The following is a 14078-nucleotide window of genomic DNA, read 5'->3' as shown; positions in this document are numbered from 1 at the left end:
TTCTCCCATCACTGGAGAGCACAAGAATTGGAGAGCACAAGATGAAACAGCGAATCGTACTGGCCCTTGGCGGCAACGCTCTTGGCAACAACCTGCCCGAGCAGATGCAAGCGGTGCAGGGCACGGCGCGCACCATCGCCGACCTGATTGCGAAGGGGCATGAGGTGGTGGTGACCCACGGCAACGGCCCGCAGGTGGGGATGATCCAGCAGGCGTTCGAGGTGGCGGCCCGCCACGACGAAAAGGCGCCCCATCTGCCTATGTCGGTCTGCGTGGCACTGAGTCAGGGTTATATCGGTTATGACCTGCAAAACGCCCTGCGCGAGGCGCTGCTCGAGCGCGGTATCCATAAGCCGGTTGCCACCTTGGTGACACAAGTTGAGGTGGATACAAACGATCCCGCCTTCCTCGACCCGAGCAAACCCATCGGCGGCTTTTTCAGCAAGGAGGAGGCCGAGGCGCTGATGGCCAAAGGCGAGCGCCTCAAAGAGGATGCCGGTCGCGGCTATCGCCGGGTAGTGGCGTCCCCCAAACCCGTCGACATCATCGAGAAGGAGACGGTCTCGGCCATGCTGGCGGCGGGGCAGGTGGTGATCACGGTCGGTGGCGGCGGCATCCCCGTGCTGCGCGAGGGGAACCACCTGCGCGGCGCCAGCGCGGTGATCGACAAGGATTGGGCCAGTGCCAGGCTAGCGGAGCTGATTGATGCTGACATGCTGATCATCCTCACCGCGGTGGAAAAAGTCGCCATCAACTTCGGCAAGCCCGACGTGCAGTGGCTCGACACCCTGAGCGTGGCGGATGCCCGGGGCTTTATCGAGCAGGGGCAGTTTGCCAAGGGTTCCATGCTGCCCAAGGTGGAGGCGGCGCTTTCGTTTGCGAGCTCCATGCCGGGGCGCAAATCCCTCATCACTCTGCTGGAGAAGGCGGCCGAGGGGATCGCCGGCAAGACCGGCACCCTGATAAGTCAGTAGGCTCGATCTTGTCAGCACAAACAGGGGGCCATCGGCCCCCTTTCTGTTGGCTGGCGCAAGGGATTGGCAGACGGGAAAAATAAGTCGGCAAGTTGTGATCCGCGATGGGCAGGGTGACAGGAGCGGCGTAAGATGGCTCCCCCAAAAGCGGGCTGATTGGCGATAGAAGAGGCAACAAGGCAAGTAATGAGTAGCAAGATCAACATGGCGGCGCTGGGGGGATTGGTTCTGCTCACCGCCATCTGGAGTTACAGCTGGATCGTGATGAAGCAGGTGATGCTCTACGCGGGGGCCTTCGAGTTCACCGCCCTGCGCTGCCTGTGCGGCTCTTTGGTGTTGCTGCTGGTGCAATGCCTGCGTGGCCGCAAATACCTTAAACCCACTCCGTTTCGCTACACCCTGGCCATCGGGTTGTTCCAGACCTGCGGTATGGTGGGGCTGGCCCAGTGGGCCCTGATCAGCGGCGGGGCGGGCAAGGTGGCGATCCTGAGCTACACCATGCCGTTCTGGGTGGTGATCTTCGCGGCGCTCTTTTTGGGTGAGCGGATGCGCCGACTCCACTACGTGGCGGTCGGGGTGGCCGCCTGCGGCTTGCTGCTGGTGATCGAGCCCTGGCAGCTGCACCTCGACTCCATGAAGAGCGCGCTGCTCGGGATCGCTTCCGGCATCTGCTGGGGGATCAGCGCCATCATCGCCAAACGGATGTATGCCCGTCATCCCACAGTGGATCTCATGTCCCTCACCACCTGGCAGATGATCTACGCCACCCTGGTGATGGCGCTGGTGGCAGCCTTGGTGCCGGAGCGACCCATCGACTGGCAGCCCTATGTGTTTGGCGCGCTCGCCTACAGTGCTATTTTTGCCACGGCGCTGGCCTGGAGTCTCTGGCTGTTTGTGCTGAAAAAACTGCCGGCGGGGATTGCCGGGCTCAGCACCCTGGCGGTGCCGGTGAGCGGCGTGCTGCTCTCCTGGTGGCTGCTCGGGGAAAACCCGGGGCCGGTGGAGGGGAGCGGCATCGCCCTTATCGTGCTGGCGCTTGTCGTCATCAGCCGCAAGGGCAAACGCTCCGTGGTGTCGGTGGCGGGGGAGACCCGGGTCAAGCAGGGTTGAGTCGTATTGCTGGTAAAGGCATAAAAAAGGGCCCGCCATTATGGCGGGCCCTGTTGTCTTTGTGTCTGCTTATCTGCGTTGGGCCAGGTGCATCATGGCCTCCTGCACGGCGCCGCCCATCGATAACGCGGGCCTTGCCGATAGGTTGTGTGTTCGCGCTTATCGGCGCTGGGTCAGGTGCATCATGGCTTCCAGCACGGCGCCGCCAATGGCGCGGGCCTTGTCCGACACCGTAGTGGCATCGGCCCGCTCGCCCCTGGGATCGATATCCCCGATCTTGAAGCCTGCCGGTACCTCTATGCCGTCACTCAGCAGCCCCCGCACCATGCCTGAAAGCGGCGCGATAATGGGAGCGTCCCCCACGTGGGCGATCACGTCCCCTTCCTGCACCAGATCGCCGAGCTTGATCAGGCTTTTCATCACTCCGGGGGCGGGGGCACGCACCACCCGGCGGGCCGAGTGTCCCTCGATGACCCCGGGAATGCCGGTATTGGGCTGGGCGGGGCCCTGATAGATGACCCGGCCCAGATGGTGGCCGCGGTTGGTCTCGATCACCGCATTGCAGTCGCGGCCCGCCTCAAAGCCCGGGCCGAGGGCCACCGTGATAGGGGCCATCTCCCTGCGGGTGCCGAGGTTCTGCTTGGCGAGGATGGCATCCACCAGGTAGCGGGGCTTGAGTTCGGCGAGAGTCGCGCAGTCGGGGTCCACCAGCAGGGGGATGATCCCCTGCTCCAGCAGCGCAAAGGCCTGCTCGACACTCTCGGCCCGCTTGGCGCGCACTCCCTCGACGCAGGTCTCGCCGTCAAACATCCCCTGGGCGAAGGCGACGGTGCGGCGGATCACCGTGGGCTTGTCGAGATCCAGCATTACCACCTTGAAGCCTGCATTGTGCAGGCGTAGCGCCACCCCGGTGGCGATATCGCCTGAGCCGCGCATCACTACCAGCCGATCCTGTTTGAGGCGCACATCGTCCTGCATCAGGCCACCCGCCTTGCCGTTTTTCACCTGCAACAGCTCGGCGAGGATGCTGATGGCGATCTCCTCCGGGGTCTCGGCCCCTATGTTGTAGCCGATGGGAGCGTGCAGCTGCTGCAGCTGCTCCTGACTCACCCCTTGCTGGCGCAGCGCCTGGGTAAAGGTCTGCACCTTGCGCTTGCTGGCGAGCAGTCCCAGGTAGGCGAGGGGACGGGTGATGAGCCGATCCAGCGCCTCCTTGTCCTGATGGTTGGTGGCGATGATGACGAAGTTGGCGGGCTCGATGGCCAGCGCCTCGATGACGGCGCTGATGGTGTCGGCCTGCTGAAGATGAGTGCCGGCGGGGAAGACCTCGGGATTAAGGCTCCCCTCGAAGCAATCCCCCACGTGGATGTCAAAGCCAAGCGGGGCCGCGGCATGGGCCAGCGCCCGGTTGACGTGACCGGCGCCGATGAGCACCAGCCGGGGACGCAGGCCGTAGACATCGATATAGACCGACATGGCGCCGCCGCAATCCGAGCCCACCGCATGTTCGCCGTTGCGGGCCATCCGGCCCTGGAAGATGCGCGGCTTGCGCTCGGCAATGGCGGCGATCGCCTCCTCGATCACCCGTCGCTCTATCATGCCACCGCCGATGGTGCCGTGGATCCGGCCATCTCCCTCGATCAGCATCTGGGCCTGATGGCGCGGGGTGGAGCCGCGGCTCTCGATGATCCTGGCCATGGCGAACGGGGTGTTGGCTTGTTCCAGCCGGGCAGCGTGTGCAAACAGATTCATAAGGTACCTCTTGTTATCCTTAACCAAACCGGGACCGTGGCTAAACCGGCTCCCCGGGTATGAGCGCGATGGCGTGGCGGATGGCTTGCGGTTCGCGCACCGCCCCCTGCCAGATGGCGTGAAGTTCGGGGTGACGGGCCAGCAGGTTTATCAATGGCGGCTGCCATGACGCCTCATTTTGATAATCACCGTTGATAAACCAGATCCGTCGCGCCCTTGCAGGGGTGCCCTTGAACACCCCGTCGGGGTGGGAGAGCAGCCTATCGAACAGCGGCCAATCCAGCGGTTCACCTGGCGCAATCCCGCATAAAGCCTGAAGCTCGGCCCAGCGGTGGATCTGCGCCGGGTCGGCCTTTGCCCCTACCATGGCGCCGCCCACCAGGGCTATCACCCAATCACTGCTTCCTGGAATGCAAGGTTCGTGCAAAGCCGGCACTTTCAATAACTTGTGATGGGCACCGTCCGCCTCGACCAGGATGATGTCGAAGCGCTGCTGCCCCTTGATGAGATCCAGCTGCTGGGGCGTGGGGCCTGCTACCTTGCCGCTGGCCTGCTCGATATGGCTGAACAGGGCGATCAGGGCCGGGCCATCGGGCAGCTGCTGGCAGCGGGTCAGCTGGTGGACCGGATCTGCTTCGATGATCAATTCCCGATAGTGGGACGGGGAGGGCAGAAACATCCGGGTGGTGGTGGTGATCAGCACTTTCTTGCCCTGTTGATGGAAATAGTCGGCCAGCCAGAACAGGGTGCTGGTTTTGCCGCCGGCTCCGCACAGACTAATTAATGTGGTATGGCTATCACTATTTTTTATGAGCTGGTCTAATAATGAGGAAATATCCGGAAAGGGGATCGATACAGGAGCAGGTAATGACATGGTGATGTCCGAATTAAATAAAGAAGGAAGCGAGAAACAGTCTGCCAATCGAAAAGAATCGTGCGACTGCGTAATGACGGCGGCGGGATTGTCCTCCCGAATGGGTAGCTGGAAAATGATGCTACCTTACGGTTCGGGGACAATACTTGATGCAAGTCTCAAAAATGCCCTGGCTTGTTGTGAGCGGGTCATTCTGGTGGTGGGATATCGCGGCGACGAGCTGGTGGCCCGTTATGGCGGGCGGCGCGATATTCAGATCGTGAATAATCCCGACTATGAACAGGGGCTGGGCAGTTCCATCCGCTGCGCCCTGGCGGCGAGTGAGGCGGACTACCTCTTTATCAGCCACGGGGATCTCCCCTGCATTCCTCCTTCCGTGTTCCAGACGCTCTGGCAGGCGCGGGGAGAATATGCACTTTTTCCGACCTGGCAGGGGGAGGCGGGTCACCCGGTATTGTTGCCAAAATCCCTTGCCAGGGCGCTGGCGGCGGCTCCGGCGCAAGGTTCGGTGCGGCGCTGGCTGCAGCAGCACCCTCACCGTCTGGTGCCGGTCGACAGCCCCGCCATCCTGTTTGATGTGGATACGCCGGACCGTTATCAGGCTCTGCTGGCGCAGGCGCCGACAGCAGGTGCTGAGATGCCCGCATCCACTCTTTAAGCAAGCCTGCCTGACAAGGTAGCCGCAGCTCATCTCTTGCTTTTCCTTTATTCCGGCAGCACCCGTGCATCTATATATGGCGGCCGACAGGGCCGCCATTATCGTGATAAAGGCGATAATTTTGGCCGTATCAAAGTGATATGGACATCTGCCTGATTTGATAGCCCCCATTTTTTATCACGGTATGCCTGAATATATTTTCGAGTGAGTGATAACCACTCTCATTTAATATGGCGGGCCAATTGTCTGTCACTTTCATTAATTGGAGCTGCCTCACGCTTTTATCGCAAAAAAATCATTTGCAGCCGCGCTGGCCTGATAGTTGCTCTTCTCCTTTACAAGGGGCGATCCCGCAGGAAAACCCCAGTTATTCACCATGTAAATGAGCAGAGCCGCTGCAAGGAGATCATCATGGGCGATATTATGCGACCCGTTCCCTTCAAGAACCTTCTGACCCGAATTTTTGCGGAATATAAAGAGAGCCAGTCCATCTTCGGCATTCCCGCCGCGCAATTCTATCGCAAGCAGGACGAGCGCAAGATCAAGGTATTCGGTGAAACCTGCGAGACCCCCATCGGCCCGGCGGCCGGCCCCCATACCCAGCTGGCCCAGAATATCGTCACCTCCTGGCTGACCGGCGGGCGCTTTATCGAGCTCAAGACGGTGCAGATCCTGGACCGTCTCGAACTGGCAAAGCCCTGCATCGATGCCGAGGACGAGTGCTTCAACACCGAGTGGTCCACCGAGTTTACCCTGACCAAGGCGTTTGACGAGTACCTGAAGGCCTGGTTCGCCCTCTATCTGCTGGAGGAGATCTTCGATCCGCGCCTCGACGGGGAAGCCAAGTCCTTCATCTTCAACATGAGCGTGGGTTACAACCTCGACGGCATCAAACAACCACCGATGCAGCAGTTCATCCACAGCCTGATGGATGCAAGCCAAAGTTCGAAATTTGCCGAGTACCAGCAGGTGGTACGTGACCTGGTGGCCGACGAGCAGTTTATCGCCGAGCTGGGGCTGGAGGCGCGCCGGGATCGCCTGCAGCAGCTGGCGGACTGCATTCCGGCCACCCTGGTCCACGGCGTTACCCTCTCCACCATGCACGGCTGTCCACCCAACGAAATCGAGGCCATCTGCCGCTACATGCTGGAAGAGAAGGGGCTCAACACCTTCGTCAAACTCAACCCGACCCTGCTGGGCTACCCGCGAGTGCGCGAGATCCTCGATGGCTGCGGCTTTGATTACATTGGTCTGAGCGAAGAGTCGTTCGATCACGATCTCAAGCTGGATCAGGCCAAGGGGATGCTGACCCGTCTGATGGCGCTGGGCGCCGAGAAGGGGCTCACCTTCGGGGTGAAACTCACCAACACCCTCGGAACTATCAACCGCAAGGGGGCGCTGCCGGGGGATGAGATGTACATGTCCGGCCGCGCGCTGTTCCCGCTCTCCATCAACGTGGCCGCCGTATTGTCGCGCGCCTTCGATGGCAAGCTGCCCATCTCCTACTCGGGCGGTGCCAGCAAGTTCAATATCTGCGAGATCTTCGAAACCGGCATCCGCCCCATCACCATGGCCACCGATCTGCTCAAGCCGGGTGGCTACCTGCGCCAGCTGGAGTGTCTCAAGGAGATAGATGCGTCCGACAGCTGGGCCATGACCCGGGTGGATGTCGCCAAGCTGGAGGCCCTGGCCGCCAAGGCCCTCACCATGGATTACACCCAGAAGGAGTGGAAGTCCGAGGATCGCATTGAGGTGGGTGGCGGCCTGCCGCTGACCGACTGTTACGTGGCGCCCTGCGTCACCGCCTGCGCCGTGCATCAGGATATCCCCGAGTACATTCGCCTGATGGGCGAGGGGGAGTATGTGGCGGCCCTCGAGCTGATTTACCAGCGCAACGCTCTGCCCGCCATCACCGGCCATATCTGCGATCACCAGTGCCAATACAACTGCACCCGTCTGGACTACGACAGCCCCCTCAATATCCGCGAGCTGAAAAAAGTGGCCCTCGAGCGCGGCTGGGAAGGGTACAAGGCGCGCTGGCACAAGCCGGCCGGCAGCGGTGACAAGCACCCGGTCGCGGTAATTGGCGCAGGTCCGGCGGGTCTGTCCGCCGGTTACTTCCTGGCCCGGGCCGGTCATCCGGTCACCATCTTCGAGCGCGAGGCCGACGCCGGCGGTGTGGTCAAGCACATCATCCCCGAGTTCCGCATTCCGGCTGAACTTATCCAGCACGACATCGACTTTGTCGCCGCCCACGGGGTCAAGTTCGAGTTTGGTTGCGATCCGGCGCTAACTGTCGACAAGCTGCAGGAGCAGGGCTTTACCTATGTCTTCGTCGGGATCGGGGCCGACAAGAACGGCGGCATGCGTCTGGAAGGGGATCACGAGCGCATCTACAAATCCTTCCACTTCCTGCGCAGCTTCAATCAGGGCAAGCCGCTGCCGCTCGGCCGCCATGTGGCGGTGATCGGCGCCGGCAACACCGCCATGGACTGTGCCCGCGCCGCCCTCAAGGTGCCGGGAGTGAGCGATGTGACCGTGATTTACCGCCGCAGCGAAAAAGAGATGCCCGCCTATCGCGAGGAGTATCTGGAAGCGGTGGAGGATGGGGTGCGTTTTTGCTTCCTCACCAATCCGGAGCGCTTTGATAAAGATGGCAAGCTCACCGTGCGAATGATGTCCCTCGGGGATCCTGACGAGCAGGGGCGCCGCCGCCCCGTGCCCACCGAACAGACCGAGGTGATGCAGATGGATGCGCTGATCACCGCCATCGGCGAGCAGCCCGATTGCGAGGTGTTGCAGCGCATGGGGATTCCCCTTGGCAGCGATGGTTGGCCCGAGGTGGATGCCCAAAGTGGCGAGACCCGCCGTCGCAACGTCTTCCTCATCGGCGACGTGCAAAGCGGCCCGTCCTCCATCGTGGCTGCCATCGGTGGTGCCCGCCGCGCCGCGGATCTGGTATTGGCCCGCGAGCACATTGCCGGCCAGCCGTGCGATGTGACCAGCCAGCCGTCTGACAAGGAGGAGATCTACCGCCGCAAGGGCAATATCGCCGTCACCCTGGTGGACAAGGGGGAGCGGGATGCCTTCGTGGCCCAGGAGGCGCATCGTTGCCTCGAGTGCAACTACCTCTGCAGCAAGTGCGTGGATGTCTGCCCCAACCGGGCCAACGTCGCCATCGCGGTGCCGGGCTTCAAGGACCAGTTCCAGACCTTGCACCTGGACGCCTACTGCAACGAGTGCGGCAACTGCGCCCAGTTCTGCCCCTGGCAGGGCAAGCCCTATCAGGACAAGGTCACCATCTTCAGCCTGCCCGAGGACTTCGACAACAGCCGCAACCCCGGTTTCTATCTGGCCGAGGGCCATGACGGAGGCGGTGAGCTGCGGGTGCGTCAGGGCGGCGAGACCTATCGCCTGACCATAGACGCCCAAAGCCGGATCCTGGATGTGCCCGAGGCCCTTGGTGACATGTGCCGCATCATCAGCCATGTCCATGCGCACCACCACTACCTGCTGGGGGCCGTCGCGGCCTGAGCGAATAACGAATAAGCGAAGGAGCAAACCATGTTTATTCTGAAAAACGTCACCGCCGTCCAGCTGGAGCCGACCCGGGTGTTGGAGGGGGTGGATATCGCCATCGAAGGTTCCCTTATCAAGGCGGTAGGCCCTAATCTGCGGGCCCTCTACCCGGAAGCGAACTATCGGGAGATGGGGGGCAAGCTGGTGATGCCGGGCATTGTCTGTGCCCACAACCACTTTTACTCCGGCCTGTCGCGGGGGATCATGGCCAACATCGCCCCCTGCCCGGACTTTATCTCCACCCTGAAAAACCTCTGGTGGCGCCTCGATCGGGCGCTCGACGAGGAGTCCCTCTACTACAGCGGTCTCATCTGTTCGCTCGAGGCGATCAAGAGCGGCTGCAGCGCGGTGATCGACCACCACGCTTCGCCCAATTTCATCAAGGGCTCCCTCAATGTGCTGCGCAAAGGGTTCATGGAGGCGGGGCTGCGCGGCATGACCTGCTTCGAGACCACGGATCGCAACGGGGGGCTGGCCGAACTGCAGGCCGGGGTGGAGGAGAACATCCAGTTTGCGCAAGCCATCGATGCCGCCAAGGCCAAGGGGGACGAACCCTATCTGGTGGAGGCGCACATCGGCGCCCACGCCCCCTTCACGGTGCCGGACGAGGGGCTGGCCATGCTGCGTGAAGCGCTGCAAGTCACCGGGCGCGGTCTGCATATCCATGTGGCGGAAGACCGTTACGACATGGCCCACGGCCACCACCACCATGGCAAGGAGCCCATCGCCCGGCTGGACGAGTTTGGCCTTGTCGACAGCAAGACCCTGATCGCCCACGGCATTTACCTGAGCCCGGCCGATATCGAGCTGCTCAACAGCCGCGATGCCTTCCTGGTGCACAACGCCCGCTCCAACATGAACAACCACGTGGGCTACAACCTGCACCTGCCGGAATACCGCAACCTGGCGCTTGGCACCGACGGCATCGGCTCTGACATGTTCGAAGAGCTCAAGTTTGCCTACTTCAAGCACAGGGATGCCGGCGGGGCGCTGTGGCCAGACAGCTTTGCCCGGTTCCTGTGGAACGGCAACACCCTGCTCGAGCGCAACTTCGGCGCCAAGTTTGGCCGACTGGAGGCGGGTTACAAGGCCGACCTCACCATCTGCGACTACGCCGCACCGACTCCGCTGGCGCCGCGCAACCTCGGCGGCCACCTTGCTTTTGGCATGGGTTCATCCTCGGTCAACAGCGTGATGGTGGAGGGGCGCATGGTCTATCAGGATCGCGAGTTCGCCTTTGACGTCGAGCCCATTTATCAGCAGGCCAGCAAGGTGGCGAGCCGCCTGTGGCAACGGATGGACGCGCTGGCCTAGGGCCGCCGTTTGCAGATTTGCACCGGATTGCCCGCCCTGTGGAACGTCCCGGCGGCGGGCAGCAAGAGTAAGGACGACACATGATTGAACAATTCTTCCGACCCGAGCAACTGGGTCAGGCGTTGGCCCTCAAGGCCCAGTTTGGCAACGACGCCGTCTACATGGGGGGCGGCAGCAAGCTCAACGCCGCCCCGACCCGCACCGACAAGAAGGTCGCCATCTCCCTGGCGCGGCTCGGCCTTGGCCAGATTGAACAGCAGCATGGCCAGCTCCACATCGGCGCCAGCGTCACCCTGCAAACCCTCAAAGAGGATCCCCGTACCCCGGCCGCGTTGGGCGAGGCGCTGGGATTTGTCTACTCCCGTCACCTGCGCAACCAAGCCACGGTCGGCGGCGAGCTTGCCTGCCAGCAGCAGGACTCCCCCCTGCTGCCGGTGCTGCTGGTGCTCGAAGCCGTGGTGGTGCTGGAGAACAACCAGCTGCAGCCCATCGACGCCTATCTGGCCGGCCAGCGCAAGGAGCTGGTGTTGGGGGTGGTGCTGCCGGAACCCGACCTGCGCTGCGCGACCCGTCGCATCAGTCGTAACGCCGACGGCCTGGCCGTGATGACGGCGGCGGTGGCCCTCGATGCCCTTGGCGAGATGCGGGTCGCCTTGGCCGGCGTGACGCCTCAGCCCATGCGGTTGCGTGATGTGGAGCGGCGCGATCTGCACGATGCGGCGCTGGAGGCGGCGGTGAGCGAGCTGGTCACTCCGCGTGCGGATCTCGGTGGCAGCGTGGCCTACAAGCGCTATATCAGCGGCGTGGTGGTGGCGGATCTGCTGGTGGAGTGCCAGCAGCAGGAGGTACAGGCATGATGGAACTCAACTTCACCCTGAACGGTGCCCTGCGCACCGTCATTTGCCCCGCCGGCGAGAATGCCCAGCGGGTGCTGTTCAACCAGTGCCGGATGCATTCGGTGCGCAACAGTGACGACGGCTTCGGCTTTGCCGGCTCCGACGCCATCCTCTTCAATGGCAAGGTGGTCAACGCCTCCCTGCTGATCGCCGCGCAACTGGAGGGGGCCGAGGTGCGCACCGCCGAGTCGCTTGGCAGCTGGAACCAACTCAGTCTGGTGCAGCAGGCCATGGTGGACGTAGGGGTGGTGCAGTCCGGTTACAACGATCCGGCCGCCTCCCTGATCGTGACGGACCTGCTTGATCGCCACCCGAACCCCACCCGTGATCAAATCGACGATGCACTCTCGGGCCTGTTCCACCGTGACGGCGGTTACCAGCAGTTCTACCAGGCCATTGAGCTTGCCTGCTCGCGGATGAAGGATCCCGATTACCTGTGCCAGATCGCCCCCGAGTTTCGCGATGACCTGCGCCACATCGGCAAGAGCTGCCCGAAGGTGGACGCCGCCAAGATGGTGCAGGCCAAGCCCTGCTACGTGGAGGATCGGGTCACCGAGGATGCGCTGGTCATCAAGATGCTGCGAAGCCCCCATCCCCACGCCCTTATCACCCGGCTTGACGTGAGCCGCGCCGAAGCCATGCCCGGGGTGGTGCACGTCATCACCTACCGCAACTGCCCAGATGTCTACTACACCCCGGGTGGCCAGAGCGCCCCCGAGCCGTCACCGCTCGATCGCCGCATGTTTGGTCGCAAGCTGCGCCACGTGGGGGACAGGGTGGCCGCCGTGGTGGCCGAGAGCGAGGCCATTGCGCTGGCGGCCCTCAAACTCATCGAGGTCGAGTATCAGGTGTTGCCGGCAGTGATGAACATTGATGAGGCGATGGCCCCCAATGCGCCGTTGGTGCACGACGAACCCATCGTCTACATGGCCGGCTCCCCGGCGGATCTGGAGGCCCAGAACGCCAACGCCGTCTATCGCGATGACGAGCACATGATCATCAATTTCCCCATCGGGGCTCGCCCCCACGAGAACCTGGCCGCCAGCGTCCATGGCCAGATTGGCGATGTGGCCAAGGGCTTTGCAGAGGCAGATGTGGTGCTGGAGCGCACCTACGAATCTACCCAGGCCCAGCAGTGCCCGACCGAGCCGCACATCTGCTTTACCTACATGGATGGGGAGCGCCTCATCATTCATGCCTCCACCCAGGTGCCCTGGCACGTGCGCCGTCAGGTGGCGCGCATCGTTGGCATGAAGCAGCACCAGGTGCACGTCATCAAGGAGCGGGTAGGGGGCGGCTTTGGCTCCAAGCAGGACATCCTGCTGGAGGAGGTGTGCGCCTGGGCGACCAAGGTTACCGGCCGTCCGGTCACCTTCCGTTACACCCGTGAAGAGGAGTTCATCAGCAACACCTCCCGCCACGTGGCCAAGGTGACAGTGAAGATAGGGGCCAAAAAAGATGGCACCCTCACCGCCATCGACATGGATTTTCGCGCCAACACCGGCCCTTACGGCAACCACTCATTGACGGTGCCAAGCAACGGCCCGGCGCTCTCCCTGCCGCTCTATCCGTGCGACAACGTGCGCTTCACCGTCAACACCTACTACAGCAACATCTGCCCGACCGGGGCCTATCAGGGTTACGGTGCGCCCAAGGGCAACTTCGCCCTGACCATGGCCATCGCCGAGCTGGCGGAGCAACTGGGCATCGATCAGCTCGACATGGTGGAGCACAACCGGGTCCACGAAGGGGACATCCTCAAGGTGCTGGGGGCCATCGGCGAGGGCAAGATGCCCACCTCGGTGCCCCACGCCGCCAGTTGTGCCCTCGAGCCCATCCTGAAACAGGGGCGCGAGCTCATCGCCTGGGACAGCCCCAAACCCGCGGATGGGGATTGGCGCATCGGTCGTGGCGTCGCCATCATCATGCAAAAATCGGGGATTCCGGACATCGATCAGGCCAACTGCATGGTCAAGCTGGAGTCTGACGGTACCTTTATCGTCCACTCCGGTGGCGCCGATATTGGCACCGGCCTCGATACCGTGGTGGCCAAGCTGACCGCCGAGGTGCTCGGTTGCCCGCTCGGCGATGTGCATGTGATTTCCGGCGACACCGACCACGCCCTGTTCGACAAGGGGGCCTATGCCTCTTCGGGCACCTGCTTCTCCGGCAATGCGGCCAAGAAGGCGGCCGAGAACCTCAAGGAGAAGATCCTGTTCCATGGCGCCGCCATGCTGGGCGAACCGGTGACGGATGTCGAGCTGGTCTACCCCGGGGTGGTGCGCGGCAAGCTGGGAGAGGTCTCCCTTGGCCAGATCGCCCACAAGGCGGAGACCGGCACCGGCTTTGGCATCCTGGTGGGCACCGCCAGCTACATCACCTCAGAGCTGGCCTTCCCGTACGGGGCCAACTTCGCCGAGGTGGCGGTCAACGTGCGCACCGGCGAGATCCGCCTCGACAAGTTCTACGCCCTGCTCGACTGCGGCACTCCCATCAACCCCGAGCTGGCCCTCGGCCAGATCTACGGCGCCACCATGCGGGCCATTGGCCACTCATTGACCGAGGAGATCTGCTACGACGGCAAGGGGATCCCGCTCACCCGGGATCTCAAGAGCTATGGGGCGCCCAAGATTGGCGATATCCCGCACGATTTTCGGGCCTTCCTGGTACCGAGTGACGACAAGGTCGGCCCCTATGGCGCCAAGTCCATCTCGGAGATCGGGGTCAACGGCGCCGCGCCCGCCATCGCCACCGCCATTCACGACGCCTGCGGGATCTGGCTGCGCAAATGGCACTTCACGCCGGAGCAGATCCTGCGTGAGCTCGGCAAGCTGGAGCAACAAACGGTGGCATGACAACAACCAAGGTGAGGGGCGGGCGCAGGCTCGCCCCGACACCTGACAGCGGAATGAGTACTCCGC

General features: G+C 62.8%; 9 protein-coding genes. 7 read left to right on the top strand and 2 right to left on the bottom strand.

Going from position 1 to position 14078, the window contains the following annotated elements; translation table 11 throughout:
* Positions 1–41 precede the first annotated feature (41 nt).
* Together arcC and I6L37_RS16320 are read left to right on the top strand one after the other, a co-directional pair.
* Positions 42–974, top strand: coding sequence for a carbamate kinase (arcC, locus tag I6L37_RS16325; protein WP_216992399.1), 933 nt, complete (start codon positions 42–44; stop codon positions 972–974).
* Positions 975–1160: 186 nt separating this feature from the next.
* Positions 1161–2084, top strand: coding sequence for a DMT family transporter (locus tag I6L37_RS16320; RefSeq protein ID WP_216992398.1), 924 nt, complete (start codon positions 1161–1163; stop codon positions 2082–2084).
* Positions 2085–2243: 159 nt separating this feature from the next.
* Here I6L37_RS16320 and yqeB read toward each other — a convergent pair whose 3' ends face one another.
* Positions 2244–3836, bottom strand: coding sequence for a selenium-dependent molybdenum cofactor biosynthesis protein YqeB (yqeB, locus tag I6L37_RS16315; protein ID WP_216992397.1), 1593 nt, complete (start codon positions 3834–3836; stop codon positions 2244–2246).
* Between the two features lie 40 nt (positions 3837–3876).
* On the bottom strand, positions 3877–4710 hold the full coding sequence (gene yqeC / locus I6L37_RS16310) for a selenium cofactor biosynthesis protein YqeC (protein ID WP_216992396.1): 834 nt from the start codon (positions 4708–4710) through the stop codon (positions 3877–3879).
* On the opposite strand from yqeC, the gene mocA reads away from it, so the two are divergent.
* The 5 genes from mocA to I6L37_RS16285 all read left to right on the top strand — a co-directional run bounded on the left by mocA (position 4646) and on the right by I6L37_RS16285 (position 14012).
* Positions 4646–5368, top strand: a complete 723-nt coding sequence (gene mocA / locus I6L37_RS16305) for a molybdenum cofactor cytidylyltransferase (protein WP_302056808.1) — start codon at positions 4646–4648, stop codon at positions 5366–5368. The genes yqeC and mocA overlap by 65 nt on opposite strands.
* Before the next feature lie 411 nt (positions 5369–5779).
* Complete coding sequence (ygfK, locus tag I6L37_RS16300) at positions 5780–8902, top strand: putative selenate reductase subunit YgfK (protein ID WP_216992394.1); 3123 nt, start codon at positions 5780–5782, stop codon at positions 8900–8902.
* Between the two features lie 30 nt (positions 8903–8932).
* Complete coding sequence (gene ssnA, locus I6L37_RS16295; protein ID WP_061477508.1) at positions 8933–10261, top strand: putative aminohydrolase SsnA; 1329 nt, start codon at positions 8933–8935, stop codon at positions 10259–10261.
* A gap of 80 nt (positions 10262–10341) precedes the next feature.
* On the top strand, positions 10342–11118 hold the full coding sequence (gene ygfM, locus I6L37_RS16290) for a molybdopterin-dependent oxidoreductase FAD-binding subunit (protein ID WP_026458528.1): 777 nt from the start codon (positions 10342–10344) through the stop codon (positions 11116–11118).
* A complete protein-coding gene (locus I6L37_RS16285; protein WP_216992393.1) occupies positions 11115–14012 on the top strand; it encodes a molybdopterin-dependent oxidoreductase Mo/Fe-S-binding subunit in 2898 nt (965 codons plus the stop codon). The genes ygfM and I6L37_RS16285 overlap by 4 nt, the downstream gene beginning before the upstream one ends.
* Positions 14013–14078: the final 66 nt, after the last annotated feature.

This window comes from Aeromonas sp. FDAARGOS 1407, assembly GCF_019048725.1.
GTDB classification, from domain to species: Bacteria; Pseudomonadota; Gammaproteobacteria; order Enterobacterales; family Aeromonadaceae; genus Aeromonas; species Aeromonas enteropelogenes.
The sequence above is the reverse complement of the archived record's forward strand: the minus strand, read 5'-3'. Positions and strand labels throughout refer to the sequence as shown.

Coding starts and splice junctions, on each gene's coding strand:
- arcC (WP_216992399.1), top strand. CDS start 42: ATGAAACAGCGAATCGTACTGGCCCTTGGCGGCAACGCTCTTGGCAAC.
- I6L37_RS16320 (WP_216992398.1), top strand. CDS start 1,161: ATGAGTAGCAAGATCAACATGGCGGCGCTGGGGGGATTGGTTCTGCTC.
- yqeB (WP_216992397.1), bottom strand. CDS start 3,836: ATGAATCTGTTTGCACACGCTGCCCGGCTGGAACAAGCCAACACCCCG.
- mocA (WP_302056808.1), top strand. CDS start 4,646: ATGAGCTGGTCTAATAATGAGGAAATATCCGGAAAGGGGATCGATACA.
- yqeC (WP_216992396.1), bottom strand. CDS start 4,710: ATGTCATTACCTGCTCCTGTATCGATCCCCTTTCCGGATATTTCCTCA.
- ygfK (WP_216992394.1), top strand. CDS start 5,780: ATGGGCGATATTATGCGACCCGTTCCCTTCAAGAACCTTCTGACCCGA.
- ssnA (WP_061477508.1), top strand. CDS start 8,933: ATGTTTATTCTGAAAAACGTCACCGCCGTCCAGCTGGAGCCGACCCGG.
- ygfM (WP_026458528.1), top strand. CDS start 10,342: ATGATTGAACAATTCTTCCGACCCGAGCAACTGGGTCAGGCGTTGGCC.
- I6L37_RS16285 (WP_216992393.1), top strand. CDS start 11,115: ATGATGGAACTCAACTTCACCCTGAACGGTGCCCTGCGCACCGTCATT.